This is a genomic window from Chitinophaga sp. CB10 (assembly GCA_001870995.2).
Classification (GTDB): Bacteria; Bacteroidota; Bacteroidia; order Chitinophagales; family Chitinophagaceae; genus Chitinophaga.
The window spans coordinates 327317-345827 of record MLAV02000001.1 but is presented as its reverse complement, the minus strand read 5'-3'; the positions used below and the strand labels follow the sequence as shown (position 1 = coordinate 345827).

The following is an 18511-nucleotide window of genomic DNA, read 5'->3' as shown; positions in this document are numbered from 1 at the left end:
CCCTCCACCTGCAACAGGTGGAGGGCTTTTCAATATCAGTTTCCCTATCGCACATCCTTCAGGTTCACATCCACTTTATCGCCATCCTTCTTAATCGTCACTTTCATTTCTATCTGCGCAGTAGCGCCGGTAGCTGCATTGGCCGTATTGTACACGTTGCTGGACGATAAAACCGCGCCGCTCGGGTGCATCAGGTAATTGGTGCCCGCATAATACTGGTAGGAATACTGGTGCGTGTAGCCGAAGCTGGTAAACAAAATATACTCGCCCGGCATCAGGTTCGTAAACTCAAAATGCCCTTTGTCATCATACACTTTAGTCGTTTTCACACAGGCGGCAACGTTAGGATCAATTGGCACCTCCGGCAGCTTCTTCCCTTTCCGGATCTTGCGGTTCACTTCCTTCCATTCCTCGATGTAGGCGGAATTCGGCAGGATGGACACCACCGTGCCTCTCGGCGCAAATTGCGCGCGGTTGATATTCACCACCTGCAGGCGACTATTCCCATGATCCCTGGCGAATGCCGTACCCGTGATCACGCTGTTGCCCTGCTCCAGCTTCCTCAGGTTTTCCGCCTTATCAAAATTGCTTTCTATAGGCCGGTAGTCCAGCTCCTCGTTCACGCAAATCTCCATGGTGCCGCCACCCACGGGCATTTCCCGCTGCCATATCCGGTGGTCCTTCTTATCGATGACGTAAGTGTACACCGCGCCGCTCTCCTCTTCCAGCACGTTCACCAGCCAGCTTTCGTGGTTGCCTGTTTTAGGCGAACGGTGAACGTAACTTTTCACGTCCCTGATGATGTAGTTGGATACAACGCTATCCGGACTATTCCCCAGGTAAAACTCCGGCACGGTTGCCTTGTAACCCACGTCCAGCGGCAGGGTGGTAAACAGCAGCTCCGCTACGTTGAAATCCACAAACTGCTGGGTGGATTTGATGCTCACCGGCTTGTCCTTATCGCCGTTCACATACTGGTACTTACCGGTGATAGGATTGCCAAATCGCAGTTCCAGCGAGTTTTTCAGGCTTTTGGTCCTATAACTCACAGGGGCCAGCGTTTTTGGATCGGCTACGGAAGTCCGGTTGCGGTACCAGGCATCCTTATCGTCCTTGTAATCCACTGCCAGCCTCAATTCGTCGCCGGTAATCGTGAGGTCATTCACATAGGTTCCTTTTTTCGTCCAGTTGTTATCCTTCACGTAATAGATGGTGTACAAGGATTTGCCGGGTTTCAGCCGGTTGGTTTTAATATCCGCACTGCCGGGAACAACGGTTTTTTGTGCAACACTGGCTAAGGGCAAAAGCAGGAAGAATACGGGCTTTAATGAAATTCGCATGAAGTCGGTTTTTTCTAAACAAATGGCTATCTCAAAAGCGCATGAGATACGGGTTATATGCTTTTTTTTTCAACGTTATCCTAAAAAGCAGGCCAAAAGTAACCACTTTTAGGCTAACTTTTTTACGCGCGCAGGTAAATAACCTACCAAACGGTTATTTCTATTCTATTTCCGCACCCGGAACTTTCCCAACTTGCGTATATGACGCAACCAGCAAATTATACGCTCCGGCAGTTGGTCCTCTATTTCCTGAAACTGGGCACATGGGGCTTTGGCGGCCCCGTGGCGCTGGCGGGTTATATGCACCGGGACCTCGTGGAAAATAAAAAATGGATCACCGAAGAAGATTATAAGGAAGGCCTGGCACTGGCACAACTCGCCCCCGGCCCGCTCGCTGCGCAGCTGGGCATCTACCTCGGCTATGTGCATTACCGCCTGCTGGGCGCCACCCTCGCAGGCCTGGCCTTTGTGCTGCCGTCCTTTCTGATGGTGATAGTGCTGGGGTACTGCTATACCCGCTGGCAGGGCATTCCGCTGATGCAGGCCGTATTCTACGGCGTAGGCGCAGCGGTGATCGGCATCATCAGTACCAGCAGTTATAAACTGATCAAAAAATCCATCGGCGCAAACATTCCCCTGATACTCATCTGCGCGGGCGCCGCCGCCTATACGGCCATCACGGCATCGGAAAACGTACTGCTGTTCCTCCTGGCCGGCATCGGCTACTGGCTGTATAAACACGGGCGCAGCCTGCTGGCGGCCAAAAGCCGGAAAGTGGCCAACAGCTTCCTCCTGCCGGTGCTGCTCACGAGCCATCACGGTAAACTCTGGGATATCTTTTGGTTTTACCTCAAGGCAGGCGCGTTTGTTTTCGGCAGTGGCCTGGCCATCGTCCCGTTCCTCTATGGCGGCGTGGTAAAGGAATACGGCTGGCTGAACGAACACCAGTTTATGGACGCAGTGGCCGTAGCCATGATCACGCCCGGCCCCGTTGTAATCACCGTGGGCTTCATCGGGTATTTATCCGCCGGCCTCTCCGGCGCTGCGGTCGCGGCTTTCGCCACCTTCTTCCCCTGCTACCTCTTCACGGTACTGCCGGCCCCCTTCTTCCGGAAATACGGGAAAAACCCCGGTATTAAAACGTTTGTGGATGGTATAACGGCTGCGGCTATCGGCGCTATTACAGGAGCGGTGATCGTGCTGGCGCAAAGGTCGCTCACGGATGGTTATACCATAGCCATTGCCGTTATCGTGGCCCTGCTCCTGTGGCGACTCAAACATCTCCCCGAACCCCTTATTATCCTTGCCGCCGCGCTGGCAGGTATCGCCATTAAATACTTCCTCCCGTAAATATTTTATCTTGCGGCCAAACAGGCGCTATGAAATGGATTACCCGCGAACGGCCTAAAATTGACCGCATCGCTTGCCCCTGGCTGATAAAGCGATTTATTGATCCGGAGGCGGAATTTTACTTCGTGCCTTTTGAACAGGTGCGGGAACAGGCGGCAGCGCTGCAGGCCACGCCTTTTGACATCCCCGGCGTGGAGTATTCTCATTACGAGGACCGCTGTACTTTTGATTATTTCCTGCTGAAACATGAGTTGAAGGATCCGGCGCTGGAGCGGCTCGCGGCGATTGTACGCGGAGCGGATACAGACCGGCACGACTTTGCGCCGCAGGCGGCCGGACTGGAAGCCATCTTCTCCGGGCTGGCCTACAACATCCCGGATGATCAGGCTTTGCTGGACCTCGGCATGGTGATTTACGACGGCCTCTATAGCTGGGCCACGCACCTCTACCAACACAAACATACCCAGGCAGGCCCGGCGGAACAGATGCTGCTGGCCGTTTTGCAGCAATACCTGGGCAGGAAGCACAAGAAGACGCCGCAATGGGCCATGGAGCTGAAAGCCCTCCTGCAGGACCAGGCAGATACCTATCTTAACGCCAGCCTGAAGGACATTTCCAGGGAACTGGACCTCAACCCGGCCTATCTCTCGCGCGAATTCTCCAAATATTTCGATAACATGAGCTATGGCGATTACGTGCGCAAAATGCGCATCGACAAGGCCATGGAACTGATCCGGAACTCGGCCTATTCGCTGACGGAAATTGCTTACCTCACCGGCTTTTCGGACCAGAGCCATTTTACCCGCATCTTCCGCATACATACCGGTACCACGCCATCCGATTATAAAAAAAGTTTGAAAAAAGGTAAAAACCATACCAGCAGTTAATTCCGTCCTATTTCCGGCAGGCGGTAATCAGTAGCATTGCGATTATGAAAAATAGCATCATCATCGTTTTACTACTACTGCACTTTCACGCCTTCTCCCAGGAAAAATCTTTTCCTAAAATCACGGGATACGTAGGCATCTTCCATCCCATCGTCACATTTGGCAACGGGGAACCGAAGTACAATTTCAACGGTTCCTACACGGGAGGCCTGCCCACCGGTATAAACATCTGGAAAAGCCACCGGATCGGGTTTTCGTTCGAAGTAGTGCCCACCATTACGGCTTCCGGCGGCGCCAGTAAGATGAGTAATTTCCTGTTCCATCCCGGCCTGCTCGTATCGCTCGGCAAAGGGTTTACGCTCGCCAACCGCCTTGCCTTTGAAACCAGCGGCAGATACGGCTTTACGCCGGTGTTAAACAAAGCGGTCTTCAAAAGGAAGGACCATGGCTATTTTGTAGCCGTTCCCTTTCCCGCGCGGTTCGGAAATAATATAGCCGCCACCGTTGGAGTAGGCTTGCAGGTGGGCGTTACCTTCTGATGCGGGTTACATTTGAAACACATTGTACTTATGGCCATCGGGGTCGGCAAATACAAAACCGTAATATTTTCCCTGCACCAGCTCCGGCCTGGAAACGATGGTACCGCCGGCATCCAGGATTTCTTTTTCGCAAGCGTCCACCTCTTCCCTCGTTTCAAAAGAAAGCGTGAAAATAATTTCATTGCCGGCGGCAACATCGGCTATCGGCCCTTTCATAGCGGGGCCCAGCACATCCGCCAGGAAGAAATGCAGGATGAAATTTTCTTCCCCGAAGAAAAAACTCGTCAGCTGCTCCGATGCGCCATTATGTTTAAACCCAAGCGCTTTGTAGAATTGCGTGGTACGATCCAGGTCGCTTACCGGGAAATTGCCCCATATCTTTTTTACTTTCATAAACGTAGTTTTTTGTTTACGCTTCAAAAATAAATGATCCGCCACAGTGCCATGGTGGCCGGATGCGTAATTCTGAGGGGGAATTACGTCAATTTATTTTTTTGGGGGAGAGATTTAATGCCGCGGGGCGCATGGTCCCGGCCTGGGCGGTAATTAAACCGGGCCTTCTGCCTAAACATCCAAACTATTTACGATCCGGATATACTCGTACTGGAGGTCCTCGTGCAAGGTGTCAATCGCCTTGACGGCCTTCTTCAGCAGCTGCATGTAGATATTCAATAACTGCACATTACGCTTGCTGACCATCGCGGCTTCCTTCATCTGCCGGCAGATGTACAGCAACAGGTCCGCCTCGGTTTCCTTATCTCCCACATAACGTATATACTTGTTCGTTATACGGATGATCTTTCTCAATTTCTTCCTGGCGGGATAGGATTTTTCCCGGTTGATCTCCGCGAAGGCTTCGTCGATTTCCGCTTTCACGGCGGCTACGTAGCCAGGCAGGTCGTCCGCCTCAAATAACAGGTAGGTCAGTAATTCCTTGTTGTCAACTTTGAATTTCGCCAGGCGCAGGCAGACGGCCACGAGGCTTTCATGCGGTAAGGTCTTCAACTCCTTCTTGATATCACTGACAGATGCTGACTTCATATATATCCGGTTATTCTACGGGCCGGGGCTCACTTTTGGCCGCCAGCCAGGAGTTAAAGATAGTATAGAATACGGCCATTATGATGGCGCCTTTGAAAATTCCCGTAAAGCCCCAGGCAGCGAGGCCGCCCACTACGCCCAGGAACAGGATCAAAAAAGGCAGCTTGCCGCTCTTCGCTATCAGCAGCGGCTTCAGGATAGCTTCCCCTATTTGCAGCGCCGCGCCGTAGATGATGAGGAACAGGGTCACGCCGGTATGCCCCTGCGTGGCCATCCAGACGATCACCGGAATCCAGATCAGCAACGGGCCTATCTGTATCAATACCACGAAAAATACCAGTGCGGATAAGCCTAACGCGAACGGTACTCCGCCGATGGCAAAACCAATCCAGGATATAAGGCCGGTAATGAAAGCCGTGCCCATCACGCCAATGGATACGCCTTTGACCGCCATGATGGTGGCATCCAGGAGGTCCTGCCCGTCCTTTTTACCCAGCAGGTGCTGTATGGCAAGCCGGAAAGGCCGCACGGCATTTTCCCCTCCTACCAGCAGGAAGGCGGAAACGATAATGCCGATGATCAGTTGCAGGGCAGCGCCAATAATTTCCGCGCCGCTGCTCACCACGTGTTTCACCACGATGCCTACCTGGCGTTCATGGCCGCTGAGCGTCGCATGCGGGCTCTCCCGCAGGCTCTGCCAGTAAGCGTGTATGTCCGGCCCAATGTACGGCAGCTTCACCAGCCAGTCAGGCAGCGGCGGCAGCCCGTTTTGCCGGGTATCGTTGATCCACTCCACGATTTCCCGCATGTGCGAACTGATGGCGCTGATGATAAACGTTACCGGGAGTGCGATCACCGCTACGAGTATGACCGCATACAACACGGCCACCAGCGTGCGCCGGCCGCCCATACCCGCAACCATTCTTTCAAACAGCCCATGAAATGATACGGAAAAGATCAGGGCAAAAGTGAGTACCCCGAAAAAAATATGCAGTACGTGGTAAAGAGCCAGCAGCAAGCCTAACAGGAGGAGCAACACCAGGATCGTTTCTATCAGATTCCGGGAGCCCTGACGAAAATGCGCATTCATAAGATATACTTTTTCGGTGTACTGAATTTACTACTTATCAGGCATCTTCCGCGCGGGGCGGCGCTAAAAAAAAGCCCAATGACACCGGGAGGCGCATTGGGCTGCAATTATTTTTTATTGGCCGCAAGATCCATCAATCGTCATCGTCTTTCTTCTTTTTTTCCAGGATCACGAAAGCGCTTCGTTTAGGCGCAGGCATGATGGCCTCTTCTCCTTTGAAGTATTTCCAGATCACCTCGTTCAGCTCCAGGTCCGGCGCGGCGTCTTCTTTGGTGAGGTCGTATTTTTCCGACTTCCTGCTGCTTTCGTTTACGGCTACGTTACGCTCTTCCAGGTCCACCTGCGCGGGTTTCACCGTGTAAGGCGTAAAATCAGGCGTTGCGGTGAAGCATTCGTACAAAGGCATGGCGGCAGCGTCGTACTGGCTCATGGGCGGCAACCCCAGGATCAGCTCCATGGTACGCAGGAAGCCGGAGGTGGAGTACATGGTATGCACCACTGCTTTCCGCTTTACATAAGGGCCTATTACAAATGCCGGGGAACGGTGCGCATCCACATGATCAGGGCCGTTCTGCGCATCGTCTTCCAGGATGAAAACGACGGACTCCTTCCAGATAGGGCTGTGGGAAAGGTGGTCCAGCAGGCGGCCTACAGCCAGGTCGTTATCCGCTACGGCTGCCCGCGGGGAATACTTGCCCTTGCGCTGCCCGCTCGTATGATCGTTGGAAATGCGGATGGTGCTGAATTGCGGCACCTGGTTAATGGCCAGCAGGGAGTCGAAATCGTGCTGCCAGGCGTCTACACGCACCTGGTCCTTGATGTCCATATCAAATCCCGGGGAGTAGGGCGACATATGCCCCTGCAATGTTTTCAGGCTGGCTTTGTTGTAGGACCCGAATTCCCCGTAGCTGCGGAAGCTGATGCCTGCGCGCTGGCAGTAATCCCAGATGAAGCCATCCTTCGGATAGGTCACCGGCCGGCCTCCTTCGTAGCTGGTAGTACCGCCACGGTTACCGTAGGTGGTAGGCCAGGTTTTTTCCACCACATCGGTGGCATAGGCGGCCATGCTCCAATTGTGCCCGTCCGCGCTCACTTCCGCATCCACGTAAAAATTATCCAGCAGTACAAAGTCCTCCGCAAAAGCGTGGTGGTTCGGCGTGATATGCCTGCCAAACAAGGTCAGGGAAGAGTCCCCGTTGCCCTGGGGCAGGTCGCCCAGCACCTGGTCGTACGTACGGTTTTCCTTGATGATATAAAACACGTATTTGATGGGAGAAGTATCCCCCAGTTTCCTCGGAACCGGGTTACCCGCTTCCCCATCCGCCAGCAGGGCCTTTTTATCGGAGAAAGGCGTATTGGCATAAACCTGGCGGGTGTACGATTTAAGTTGTTCCTCCTTAGGCGCGTCAATAAACGACAGCGAGCCTTTGAAGAGGCCGGCGATGTACTGCAGGCGGCTGTTGGCCGTGCTGCCGGTATGAATGCCGCTGTTATCCAGCTTACTCACCGGCTGCGGGCCCAGCGGGTTTGGTAACGACGTGTTGCCTTTCCCGTTAGCCACCAGTATTTTCGAGCGCAATACCTTCACGCTCGTAGGATACCAGCCCACCGGTATAAAGCCCATGCTTTGACTGTGGCCGGGAACGCTCGTATTAAACACGCTGAGGCAGTTGTTATCTGCGTTGGCGATATACAGTACCTTCTCATCCCTGCTCAGCGCCAGGCCGTTGGTAGTGGAGCCGCTGAGCTGGGTAGGATAAAGCGTGGCGGAAATGGTTTCTATTACCTTGCCGGTATTGGTATTGATGACGGACACCGTATTGTCGTTAGCGTTAGCCACATACAACACCGTTCCTTTTTTATTCAGGAGCAGCTCATTGGGGTGGTTGCCAACGGCAATGGTTTCCGTAATCGCAGCCGTGGCGGTATGGATGACCACTAGGCTGGCTGCGCCCCATACGCTCACATACAGCTTGCTTTCATCCGGGGACAGTACGCAGCTGTAGGCAATGTCCGGCAGCTGGATGCGGTGCAGTACCTGTTTGGAAGCAGGGTCCAGGATGTACACCGCGCTGTCCTCCTTGGTGACGGTATATAAACGGGTATTTTTTTGGTTAACCGCAATGCCGGCCGGGCTGATCTTTTGCGCCGGCCATGGCTTGCCGAGGCGGATGGTGTCCGCCTTTCCGAGCTTGCCGCCGGCAATGGGGAAATTCAGGATCCAGTTGTCGTTGGCCCCGGAGGCGTACAAATGCTTTTCATCTTTGGTAAAGGCGAGTCCGTACCAGGCTTTGCCTACCACCACGCTGTCCAGGACGGTTTCCTTTGCGGGATCGATCAACTGGATAGTTTGCGTGCTTTGCCCGTTATTGGTAACAGCCAGGTATTTACCGGAGCTGCTCAGCTGGATGTTTAACGGGAGATCGCCCAGGGGGATGGAATGCCCGGCAGGACTAAGCTTCCAGCCGTTGGGAAGCAGAAGCTGTTTGGTGGCCGGCTGCAATCCCGGCGTTTGTGCAAATGTGCTGAATCCGGCTATGGATAGCATCGACAGCAGTAGAACTGATGATTTCATACGATGTAATATGCTCTTGGCGCAATAGAAATGCGAAAGTAATCAAACCGGTAAAGGATTTGCCGCTGCTATATTATCTTATTGTTAAACCGGCTTACTTAAAAATAATACAATTTTGGAAGCAGGTCAGGTGGAATATTCACCGGTGGAATCATGCCTTTTGCCGAAATTCCTGTAGCCCATGGCGCCGTGTACTTTTTTAGCCCTACATTTGGCCCCGGCATTCTTAACCCGTGTCAACCAAAAAAATCCTATCATACCAAATCAACACTATGCAACAGACAGACAAATCGTTGAAACGTAAAGTGAACTTCTTAATGTACTATGCAGTGATCAGTACTGCCGTATGTATGGTATTCCTCCTCTCCTCTTTTGCGGGGAAAGACAAGACCCTGACAGCAGATGAACTCACCGTTAAACGCATTACCGTAATCGGTGAGGACAATCAGCCGAGAATAGTACTCAGTAACGAAACGCGCCAGCACTCCGGCAGAATGGACGGGAAAGACTTCAAGCAGCGGGAAAGGCCTGCGGGCATCATCTTCTTCACCAACAGAGGGGATGAATGCGGCGGGATCGTGGCTGCCACCACAGATAAGGACGGCCAGGTAAACCACGGGATGTCCTTCACGATGGACAATTACCGGGACGACCAGGTGATACAGATCCTGAACGATGAAACCTACGAAAAAGGTAAAGCAGAAATTTTCCGTGGCCTCATGGTGAACGAATACCCGCTGGGTAGCAACCTCTATGAAAAAGTTGCCAAAAGCGAAGAACTGGCAAAGATACAGGACCCTAAGGAGCGCGAAGCGAAACTGGCCGAATTCTGGGCCAAAGCAGGCGCTAAAAGACGTCTCCTGATCGGCAGGACGGTGAACAGCGATGCAGGCCTCTTCCTCCGCGATGCCAACGGTAAGCCACGTATGAATATTTATGTGGACAAGGATGGTAATCCAAAAATTGAAGTCATTGACGACAAGGGGCAGAAGAAAAACGTATTGCTGCCGCAATAAAGCAAAAGAGGATGCGGCCTGTGGCTGCATCCTCTTTTACCGGTTATATCGGAAGGGATTATCCCCGCTTATCGATTCGCTTGATCTCTTTGGCAAAGTAGCCTTTTGCATTTCTGTCGCGCAAAAACGAGACCTTATCTTTTTCCTTTACAGGCATTGCTAAGTCGTTCATATGAAAGAATATGTCCTCCCTGGATGAATCGTCAGAAATAAATCCAAAACCTTTGGTAGGATTGTAGAAAGTCACCATCCCGGTACGCACAGGGTCTTCTTCGGGCCTTGGCGCAGCGCCGATGCGGATGTCTTTCGAATCAATTTCCACCTTGTTGGACTGGTCCGGCGGCGTAGCGCTGAGGTTCCCGTATTCGTCCACATAAGCGAGCATATCTTCCAGGCTTTTGCCCTTGTTGTTGTTCAGCTTACGTTCCTGCTTTTTTGCGGCCTTGTTTTCTTTGGCTTTGGCTTTCTTATTTCTGTTTTCTTTTTTTGAGAAGGATTCTCCCATAGTTACCTGGTTTTAGTTATATCGCAATATTGCACCATACGAAATTTGTGAGTAGTAAAGCGTTTAAATACGGCAGCTGGAAAAGCGAAGACTGAGGAAGAAAAGAAGAAATCCAGACTAGATCAGAAGAAGCCGAGGCAGGAGCCTGATGTATTTCAATAAAGATAGGCTTAAAAAACGAATTACAGCGTATTAAATTTGAATCCCGGCAAATACAGGATATTCCTTGATTTCTTTAACTTAGGATTTTGCCGGAGAAAAACCCATTAATATTCGAGAGATGATACCTCAGTTTTCTTTTTATCTCACCCTGATTGTTATCATTATTGGCATTATCATGCTGGCCAATAAGCTGAAATTAGCCTACCCGGTGTTGCTCGTATTGGCAGGCCTGGCGCTGAGCTTAATACCCGGGGTGCCCATGCTCCGTATGGACCCTGAATTGATCTTCGTCATCTTCCTTCCGCCCCTGTTGTACGAGGCTGCCTGGGCTATTTCCTGGAGGGAGTTGTGGCGGTGGCGCCGCATCGTTGGCAGCTTTGCTTTTGTAGTGGTGTTCCTTTCCGCAATGAGCGTGGCTTTTGTAGCCAACCACTTCATACCTGGGTTTTCGCTGGCATTGGGCTTCCTGCTGGGCGGCATCGTTTCCCCGCCGGATGCGGTGAGCGCCAGCGCTATCCTGAAGTTTGTGGATGTGCCCAAACGCATGTCCACCATACTGGAAGGGGAAAGCTTACTGAACGACGCTTCTTCCCTCATCATTTTCCGCTTTGCCTTCATTGCCCTGAGCACAGGCCAGTTTATCTGGTACCAGGCCCTGGGCAGCTTTGCCTGGATGATCGTGGGCGGCATCGGCATCGGGTTGCTCATTGCCTGGCTGATGATTGAGGCGCAGAAGCGCCTGCCTACGGATGCCAATATGGATACGATTATCACCATCATCACCCCTTACGTCATCTACATGGTGGCGGAGGAGGCGCATAGCTCCGGCGTGCTGGCCGTGGTTTGCGGCGGCCTGCTCATGTCCAACAAGCGGCACTCCTTCCTCAGCAATACCTCGCGGCTCCGCGGCGTGAACGTATGGCAAAGCATTGTGTTTGTGCTGAACGGGCTGGTGTTCCTGCTCATTGGGCTGGATTTGCCGGAGATCACCAGCGGACTGGAAAACGTCAGCCTCATGAAGGCCATCGGGTACGGCCTGCTGGTAACGGCAGTACTGATCGTTGGCAGGATATTGGCCGCCTATGGCGCGGTGATCGTTACCCTGATCGCTAAGAATTTTATAACGGTGGCGGATACCCGGAGTCCCGGGCTGAAAGTCCCGCTGGTTATCGGGTGGACCGGTATGAGAGGAGTGGTATCCCTGGCAGCTGCCCTCAGTATCCCCGTCAGCCTTCACGGGGCGCCGTTCCCGCAGCGCAACCTGATTCTCTTCATCACCTTTATAGTTATACTGGTAACCCTGCTTTTACAGGGCCTTACGCTGCCCATTCTGATCAGGAAACTAGGGTTGCCCACCTACGATGATTTTATACCGGAGCGGGAAGCGGAAGCCCTGATCCGGAAAGGATTGGCGGACCATACCCTCCACTTCATCGAAACCCGTTTCGGGGAGCGCCTCCAGTCCGACAATCACCTCCGGCAGGTGCAGGACAGATGGAACAGCCTGTTGCAGGCCAGCAACGAGGAACTGCACCGCCTCTCCAAATCCGAATCCTTCGAAATCATCAATAGTCAGCGCGCCTGGCTGCTGGCGCAAAACACGGCGGACAAACGTTACGACGAGGAGCTAATCCGTAAATATTTAACGAAGCTGGATCTCGAAGAAGAAAAATTAAAATTCAGTTAATACATCAGGGCGCCGGGTATAATACCGGCGTCTTTTTATTTTCAATCAATCGCCGGAAGTTAAGCTGGCCTTCCTCATCATAGAGGTCCTCCATGGTGGAATAAACAAGCCTTGTTTCTCCGTCCTTTTCATAGACGTTCATGCGGAAGCCCAGCGGCACGGCGTACAGCACCCGGCTGGCCTCCGCCACAAACACCATTTCCGTGATGACTTCATTGCCTGACTGCTCATTGCGGAAATCGCTGAAGTGATAGAGGAAGAAGCTTTCAAGCGTCTGGAAGTCGCCATAATAACTCGTCATCATCAAAAACCTCCTGCGGGTAGCGGAAATAATCAGCTTATCCGTGTTCAGCAACTTGCAGGCCTCCGACAGGAACGCGGAGCAGAGCATCTTTTCGGAAGAATGATCCAACCCTTCCGCCACGGCCACTTTACCGTGAAACACATCCGGCTGTATGAATTCATAAGGATAGTGATCGATGTTTTCCTTCCACTTGTCGAAATTCGCTTTGATGGCAGGATTTTCCAGGTCTGCCGGCCGGATGTATTCAAAACGGTCGCCGGCATCCTGCGCAAAAACAATGTCCAAATCCAGGTCACCGTTACGCACAAACGGATAATGCACCACATGGGGCATCCCCTGCCAGCGGGAATCCTTGATCATCGGGTAAACAGGTACAATATCTTTTTCAATTTCTTTAGCAGGAGCAGCGGGTTCGGCTTTTCCAAATAGTTTTTTCAGGAATCCCATAAAAATACGGTTTGTAATAGGTGTTACTGTTGATCATACTTCTGAGCGAGGGAACAACCATGACCTAAATTACAAATTTTTGGAAAAACGAAAAGTTATCCGGCAGCGTAAAACACTTCTCCCTGAAACCAGGGATTTATCCGCGACGCTATTGGAGTTTTATATTTATCCCTTACATTTGAAGCCCCGGGCAATGCCCGGAAATACTTAACCCACATATCTTTAAGGAACATGACAGCTACGAATAACCTGGCAGATGCACTCAGGAAGAGCCAATGGTCCGACGCCATGGAACGCATACAGCAGAAGGAAAAATTATCAAGCGACCTTGCCGATCATGATAAGCGATACATCTACGATCAGTTAGCCCGTGCCAAACAATACGAATTGCTGCTGGCGCTGGCGGATAATGGCAGCATCAATACCGACCTCTATGAGTATGAATCGCTGGACAGGTCCGTCTTTGAAAGCGTTTTCAGGTATATCGCCAACGAACCGGAAGCATTGGACTTCCTGGATAAGTTCATTCGAAAGTTCGATAACATCAACGATGCCGTTAACAATAATACCTTGCTGCTGCTGGCTTTCACGCTCAATGTGCCGGCAGAGGCCATTGCGGTCCTGGTAGATGCCGGCTGCGATCCCCGGTACAAAAATAATTATGAGGAAAACTACCTGTTCCATATCACCCGGGAGTTCAACATCAAGGAAGATACCGGCGTGAAATACCTGGAATACCTGATGGATCAGGGAATTGACCCCAACGACGGGAACATCGTGAAAGAAACGCCCCTGCATATTGTGGTAGGCAACCGCAAAATGAAATACCTGGACCTCCTGCTGGAACGTGGCGCTGACCCTAACCAGCCCGGCAAAAATGAGGAATCCGCATTTTATACCGCCATCGTACACAGCGTATGCGATGTGGCCATGTATCGTAAGCTGGCCCAATATGCGCCGGCGGATTTCAACCAGGCGAATAAAGCCGGCGAAACCCTGATCTGCGGCGCGCTGCGCATGCGTGGCAGGGCATCGGAAGGCGAAGTGGAATTAATTAAAGCCCTGGTAAACGACGGAGCGGATATCTATCAAACCGCTCCCTACTATAACACGCCGAAGGCCGCATTGGACTGGGTGGCGGAATACCCCGCGGAGATGCTGGCAGGCATATTGGAAACAGGCGCTATCGACCTGGACAGACGGGACGATGCCGGCAATACCCTGCTGCATAAAGTCTGCGCATTTAACGTGAACTACGAGCAAAAAGCGGCGCAACAGCTCTATAAAAAAGTTAAACTCTTACTGGAAAACGGCGCGGATGCCAGCATCACCAACGACCGTGACCAAAGCGCCATGGACCTGGCCGGACAGGACAACCTGAAAGCCAAAGCCGTGGAATTGCTCCTGAAACATAAAGTCTAGTTATCATGTCCATGTCTTTTATAGTTGCCTGCGAAAGCGGCAAACGCAAGATCGCTGAAATATTGCTCGCCAACAACGAAGTTGACGTCGCTTATACGGACGAGAAAGGCCGCACCGCCCTGCATTACGCCGCGCACCACGGCTACCTGGACCTCGTAAAGCTGCTCCTGGACGCAGGCGCCGCGCTGGATTACGAGGACCATAACGGCGAAACGCCTTTCTATTTCGCCTGCCTGCAAAAGCAAAAACAAACGGCGCTGCACCTGCTGGAAAGAGGCGCGCGCACGGATATCAACGATTATAACGGCAACAGCCTCCTCCACCTCACCGCCCGCACCGGGCAAAAGGAAGTAATGGAAGCCCTGCTGCGCAACGGCGCCAACGCAGATGCGGAAAACAATGAGGCGGAAACGCCGCTGCTCATTGCCGCAGCCTGGCGCAACAAGGATATTGTGCAGCTGCTGCTGGACAACGGCGCTAACGTGAACGCTACCAATAAAGCGGGCGACAGCCCCCTGCTGGTGGCCGTAAGGACGAAAAATCCCGTGATCGCTGCCCAGCTGCTGGAAAACTACGCGGATATCAATCATACGAACCATGCCGGCGAATCCGCCCTGCTGATTGCCTGCTATGATACCAACCGCGCGCTCACCCACCTCCTGGTGGAGAAGGGCGCAGATGTGAACATCACTTCCAAAAACGGCCTCTCGCCTATCTGGTATGCCTGCGCCAACAACCAGAAAGAAATTGTGACGCTGCTGCTGGACAAAGGCATAGATGTGAATTTCAGCCAGCCTGTATCCGATAATACAACGGTGGTCAACAGTTACCTGGAATGGGTGGAAACGGCCAATAACCTCTCACTCACCAGCACCTTTACGTTTAACCACAGCTATTCCAACGGGGGCGAGAGCCTGCTCCACGTGGCGGCGAAGAACGGCCACCTCAGCATGGTGAAACTCCTGCTGGAACGGGGCGCCGGCATCAACATCCAGGACGAAGGCGGCAACAGCGCCCTGCATTACGCCGCTTCCGCCGGCAAGAAGGATATCGTCAAACACCTGCTGGAACAGGGCGCCGATGTTACGCTGGTGAACAGCAGGGAACAAAAGGCGATCGACTACGCTGCCATCAAAGGGTTTAATGAAATTGCCGCGCTGCTGCTCTCCTACAACTCGCCCCAACCCAAAGCAGGCGCTGCTGCGGAGCCCGCGCCCGCTGCGCACAACCCCATGGCGGATAAGAAAAAAGCCCTGCTGGACCTGAAGGAGCTGCTGGATGCCGGCATACTTTCCCAGGAGGAATTCGACGCGGAAAAAGCAAAAATCCTGAAAGGTTAAAATCCCTGCCAGAACGAACATTTATCATCATTAGCTGGTTCTTTTCGATATGAAAAGAACCACTAAGCATGATGTCCTGCACACGCCTTCAAAAGCTATCCTGGAACAGGAAAGGAAGCTGTTGCTGGACCTGGGTAACGATATCACCCGCATCAGGGAAAAGAACGACCTGATCACCCTTTTCAAAAGCCGGATCAAGAGGTTGTTTTACTTCACCCACACCATCATCACCCTGATCGACCATAAGGATGAAACCTACTGGCCCTTCCTGCTGGACAACGAGGGGTCCCCGATCCGGACGCACCCCCGCTACCAGGAAATGGTGCACTCGCATTTTTCCCTGAACGATCCCTTCATACAAACCGTATTACAATCCGAAGAGCCGGTATCCTTCCTCCTGGCGGATATTATGGACCTGCCCCAAAGTCCGCCTTTCCTGCGGGTGAACTACGAGGGAGGCGTGCGGGAAATCCTCATGACCCGGCTGATGAAAGAAGGGAAGCCCATGGGCTTTATCCATTTGTATTCCGACCGTACCGGCAGCTTCACCGCCGAGTTGAGGGATGTCATGAAAGGCTTTGCCCCGCAGCTTTCCAGCGCCGTGTCCAATATCATCAAGAATGAAGAAATCCTGAATAAGGAGAAGGAAAAATCTTTTTTGCTGGACTTCAGCAGCGAAATTGCCGCCGTCAGAACCAAGGAAGACCTCACCCGCGCAGTCCGGGCGGCCTTACGCAAGCTCGACCAGCGGAGCGGCTTCGTCATCCGCCGCATCAACGAGGATAAGACCACCCTCAGTGCCTACGTGTATGACCTCGGCGCGATGAAAAAAGATGAAAAGGCATTGCAGGTATTGGTGAAGTCAAAGTACCCCATCAACGACGGTTTGCAGAACCGCGTGCTCAACAGCGCCATTCCCCTGCTCTTCAACGTGGACCGGGAAATACAGCGTGGCATTACCTCCGGCTACCTCCCCTACTGGAAGCAGATGGGCTTCGAGAATTTTGTGGGCGTACGGCTGCGCAACGGCGAAAATAACCTGGGCATACTCCTGCTGGACATCCAGGAAATTAAGATTGAATTACTGCAGGGTATCTGCTCGCAGATATCCACGGCGCTGGCCAATATCATGGCCAACGAGCAGGTGATCAAAAAGCAGGAGGAACAGGCATTCCTGCTGGGCTTCAGCAGCGCCATTACCCGGGTGCGTACGAAGGCGGAATTGCAGCACGCGATTTTTGAGGTACTGGCGCAAACCATGCATACCCAGCTGGCCATGATCCGCGTGCTGGCGGACGATGGCATACACATGGATGTGTTTATGTATGACGAGCGGTTGTTTGTGAAAGCGAAATTGGATTTTGAAAAATTATCCGCCAACAGGATAACCATACAAGAGCCTTATACTGCGCAGGTGCTGGCCAGTAAGGAAGGCGTGATATTCAACGTGCAGGAGGAGATGAAAAAAGGCACGGCATATGCCAAACTATGGCATTCCACGGGGTTGAGGAATGCCTACGGCCTGCCGCTGCGGGTGGGCGATAAAAACATCGGTACCATCTGGCTGGTGGCGGACTCCCTGGGGCCATTGCTGCTGAAAGGCATATGCTCGCAAATCGCCATCGCGGTGGCCAACATCCTCGCAAATGAAAAACTGATGGCATATAAAAAGCAACTCGAAATCGAGAACGACTACCTGCGGGAGCAGATAAAAACCATCTATAATTTTTCCGAAATCATTGGCGCCGGCCCTGCCATGCAGGAGGTGTACCGGCTTATGGGGCTGGTGGCGGAGTCCAACACTACGGTTTTAATTTTGGGAGAGACGGGAACCGGCAAGGAACTGATTGCCCGGGCTATCCACAATAGCTCGCCGCGAAAAGCCAATTTGATGGTGAAGGTAAATTGTGCGGCCCTTCCTACCCACCTGATCGAAAGTGAATTGTTCGGGCACGAAAAAGGCGCATTCACCGGCGCTATTGACCGGCGTATCGGTAAGTTCGAACTGGCGGATAACAGCACGCTGTTCCTCGACGAAATCGGAGAGCTGCCCCTGGAAGCGCAGGCCAAGCTGTTGCGGGTGATACAGGAAAGAGAAGTGGAACGCATCGGCGGCAAGCAGGTCATCCGCATCAACGTGCGCCTGATAGCGGCCACCAACCGTAACCTGGAAGAAGAGGTAAAAGCAGGCCGCTTCCGCGCGGACCTGTACTTCCGGCTGAATGTATTTCCTATTGCGCTGCCGCCGCTGCGGGAGCGCCTGGAAGACGTAGAGGCGCTCACCCACTTCTTCGTAAAAAAATACAGCCGCAATACGGGGCGGACTATACGAAAAATATCGCCCCGGGTAATGCAACAGCTGCGGAGCTATACCTGGCCGGGCAATGTACGCGAGCTGGAACACCTGATTGAAAGAAGCGTATTGCTGGCTACGGACGGCACGTTAAGCGAAGTGGATATACCCAGCACCAAACATACGGATACACAGGAGGAAGCTGTATTGCTCAACCGCTCCCTGGAAGAAGTAGAGCGGGCATACATCGTGGCCACGCTGAAACGCTGCGCCGGCAAGATCTCCGGCGTAGGCAGCGCAGCGGAGGTATTGGACATTCCCGGGACTACGCTGCATTCAAAGATGAAAAAGCTGAAGATTACGAAGAGCGATTACTTTAACTGACCGCATTAACCATATTTAGTGAAAGGGATGGTGCTTTCACGAAATACAGTGAAAAAATTAAACAAGCTTTTTGACCTTTTTACTGATTTTCAGCGCGTTAACAGAGTTGGCATGTGCTTGGCCTTCCAG

Annotated in this window: 15 protein-coding genes; 8 read left to right on the top strand and 7 right to left on the bottom strand. The window is 52.5% G+C overall.

Translation table 11 applies throughout. The features are described from left to right. Window positions 1-44: 44 nt before the first annotated feature. The gene (locus tag BOC67_RS01385) at window positions 45-1340 is read right to left on the bottom strand and encodes a hypothetical protein (RefSeq protein WP_291906497.1); all 1296 of its coding nucleotides are present in this window, start codon (window positions 1338-1340) and stop codon (window positions 45-47) included. Between the two features lie 201 nt (window positions 1341-1541). Between BOC67_RS01385 and BOC67_RS01380 the strand changes: the two genes are divergently transcribed. The 3 genes from BOC67_RS01380 to BOC67_RS01370 are packed head-to-tail and all read left to right on the top strand — an operon-like array spanning window position 1542 to window position 4116. Then, on the top strand, window positions 1542-2690 hold the full coding sequence (locus tag BOC67_RS01380) for a chromate transporter (protein ID WP_291906496.1): 1149 nt from the start codon (window positions 1542-1544) through the stop codon (window positions 2688-2690). Between the two features lie 29 nt (window positions 2691-2719). Further along, entirely contained in the window at window positions 2720-3577 is an 858-nt protein-coding gene (locus tag BOC67_RS01375; protein ID WP_291906494.1) for a chromate resistance protein ChrB domain-containing protein, read from the top strand. Between the two features lie 44 nt (window positions 3578-3621). Continuing rightward, window positions 3622-4116: a hypothetical protein gene (locus BOC67_RS01370; RefSeq protein WP_291906493.1), complete on the top strand. Its 495-nt coding sequence runs from the start codon at window positions 3622-3624 to the stop codon at window positions 4114-4116. A 6-nt stretch (window positions 4117-4122) separates the two neighbouring features. Here BOC67_RS01370 and BOC67_RS01365 read toward each other — a convergent pair whose 3' ends face one another. The 4 genes from BOC67_RS01365 to BOC67_RS01350 all read right to left on the bottom strand — a co-directional run bounded on the left by BOC67_RS01365 (window position 4123) and on the right by BOC67_RS01350 (window position 8822). Continuing rightward, window positions 4123-4509, bottom strand: coding sequence for a VOC family protein (locus BOC67_RS01365; RefSeq protein WP_291906491.1), 387 nt, complete (start codon window positions 4507-4509; stop codon window positions 4123-4125). Between the two features lie 171 nt (window positions 4510-4680). After that, the gene (locus BOC67_RS01360; protein WP_291906490.1) at window positions 4681-5157 is read right to left on the bottom strand and encodes a hypothetical protein; all 477 of its coding nucleotides are present in this window, start codon (window positions 5155-5157) and stop codon (window positions 4681-4683) included. 10 nt (window positions 5158-5167) lie between these two features. After that, window positions 5168-6247, bottom strand: a complete 1080-nt coding sequence (locus BOC67_RS01355) for an AI-2E family transporter (protein ID WP_291906488.1) — start codon at window positions 6245-6247, stop codon at window positions 5168-5170. 133 nt (window positions 6248-6380) lie between these two features. Beyond that, window positions 6381-8822: a bifunctional YncE family protein/alkaline phosphatase family protein gene (locus BOC67_RS01350; RefSeq protein ID WP_291906486.1), complete on the bottom strand. Its 2442-nt coding sequence runs from the start codon at window positions 8820-8822 to the stop codon at window positions 6381-6383. 272 nt (window positions 8823-9094) lie between these two features. Here BOC67_RS01350 and BOC67_RS01345 point away from each other — a divergent pair, with 272 nt between their 5' ends. Beyond that, window positions 9095-9838 (top strand): hypothetical protein, encoded by a 744-nt coding sequence (locus BOC67_RS01345; protein WP_291906484.1) that lies wholly within the window; start codon window positions 9095-9097, stop codon window positions 9836-9838. A 58-nt stretch (window positions 9839-9896) separates the two neighbouring features. Here BOC67_RS01345 and BOC67_RS01340 read toward each other — a convergent pair whose 3' ends face one another. Next, on the bottom strand, window positions 9897-10343 hold the full coding sequence (locus tag BOC67_RS01340) for a cold-shock protein (protein ID WP_291906483.1): 447 nt from the start codon (window positions 10341-10343) through the stop codon (window positions 9897-9899). Between the two features lie 280 nt (window positions 10344-10623). Between BOC67_RS01340 and BOC67_RS01335 the strand changes: the two genes are divergently transcribed. Further along, complete coding sequence (locus BOC67_RS01335; protein WP_291906482.1) at window positions 10624-12192, top strand: Na+/H+ antiporter; 1569 nt, start codon at window positions 10624-10626, stop codon at window positions 12190-12192. A gap of 4 nt (window positions 12193-12196) precedes the next feature. Here the strand turns inward: BOC67_RS01335 and BOC67_RS01330 are convergent, their stop codons facing one another. Next, complete coding sequence (locus tag BOC67_RS01330; RefSeq protein WP_291906481.1) at window positions 12197-12943, bottom strand: hypothetical protein; 747 nt, start codon at window positions 12941-12943, stop codon at window positions 12197-12199. A 231-nt stretch (window positions 12944-13174) separates the two neighbouring features. On the opposite strand from BOC67_RS01330, the gene BOC67_RS01325 reads away from it, so the two are divergent. From BOC67_RS01325 to BOC67_RS01315, 3 genes are read left to right on the top strand one after another with little or no spacing between them, the layout of a single operon-like run. Next, the gene (locus tag BOC67_RS01325) at window positions 13175-14365 is read left to right on the top strand and encodes a hypothetical protein (protein WP_291906480.1); all 1191 of its coding nucleotides are present in this window, start codon (window positions 13175-13177) and stop codon (window positions 14363-14365) included. A gap of 5 nt (window positions 14366-14370) precedes the next feature. After that, window positions 14371-15705 (top strand): ankyrin repeat domain-containing protein, encoded by a 1335-nt coding sequence (locus tag BOC67_RS01320; RefSeq protein WP_291906479.1) that lies wholly within the window; start codon window positions 14371-14373, stop codon window positions 15703-15705. 49 nt (window positions 15706-15754) lie between these two features. Then, window positions 15755-18382: a sigma 54-interacting transcriptional regulator gene (locus BOC67_RS01315; RefSeq protein ID WP_291906478.1), complete on the top strand. Its 2628-nt coding sequence runs from the start codon at window positions 15755-15757 to the stop codon at window positions 18380-18382. Window positions 18383-18511 lie beyond the last annotated feature (129 nt).

Bases quoted from the DNA above. Each gene is read 5' to 3' on its own strand.
- BOC67_RS01315 (WP_291906478.1), top strand. From the start codon at position 15,755: ATGAAAAGAACCACTAAGCATGATGTCCTGCACACGCCTTCAAAAGCT.
- BOC67_RS01350 (WP_291906486.1), bottom strand. From the start codon at position 8,822: ATGAAATCATCAGTTCTACTGCTGTCGATGCTATCCATAGCCGGATTC.
- BOC67_RS01385 (WP_291906497.1), bottom strand. From the start codon at position 1,340: ATGCGAATTTCATTAAAGCCCGTATTCTTCCTGCTTTTGCCCTTAGCC.
- BOC67_RS01365 (WP_291906491.1), bottom strand. From the start codon at position 4,509: ATGAAAGTAAAAAAGATATGGGGCAATTTCCCGGTAAGCGACCTGGAT.
- BOC67_RS01380 (WP_291906496.1), top strand. From the start codon at position 1,542: ATGACGCAACCAGCAAATTATACGCTCCGGCAGTTGGTCCTCTATTTC.
- BOC67_RS01340 (WP_291906483.1), bottom strand. From the start codon at position 10,343: ATGGGAGAATCCTTCTCAAAAAAAGAAAACAGAAATAAGAAAGCCAAA.
- BOC67_RS01355 (WP_291906488.1), bottom strand. From the start codon at position 6,247: ATGAATGCGCATTTTCGTCAGGGCTCCCGGAATCTGATAGAAACGATC.
- BOC67_RS01330 (WP_291906481.1), bottom strand. From the start codon at position 12,943: ATGGGATTCCTGAAAAAACTATTTGGAAAAGCCGAACCCGCTGCTCCT.
- BOC67_RS01335 (WP_291906482.1), top strand. From the start codon at position 10,624: ATGATACCTCAGTTTTCTTTTTATCTCACCCTGATTGTTATCATTATT.
- BOC67_RS01375 (WP_291906494.1), top strand. From the start codon at position 2,720: ATGAAATGGATTACCCGCGAACGGCCTAAAATTGACCGCATCGCTTGC.
- BOC67_RS01345 (WP_291906484.1), top strand. From the start codon at position 9,095: ATGCAACAGACAGACAAATCGTTGAAACGTAAAGTGAACTTCTTAATG.
- BOC67_RS01320 (WP_291906479.1), top strand. From the start codon at position 14,371: ATGTCCATGTCTTTTATAGTTGCCTGCGAAAGCGGCAAACGCAAGATC.
- BOC67_RS01370 (WP_291906493.1), top strand. From the start codon at position 3,622: ATGAAAAATAGCATCATCATCGTTTTACTACTACTGCACTTTCACGCC.
- BOC67_RS01325 (WP_291906480.1), top strand. From the start codon at position 13,175: ATGACAGCTACGAATAACCTGGCAGATGCACTCAGGAAGAGCCAATGG.
- BOC67_RS01360 (WP_291906490.1), bottom strand. From the start codon at position 5,157: ATGAAGTCAGCATCTGTCAGTGATATCAAGAAGGAGTTGAAGACCTTA.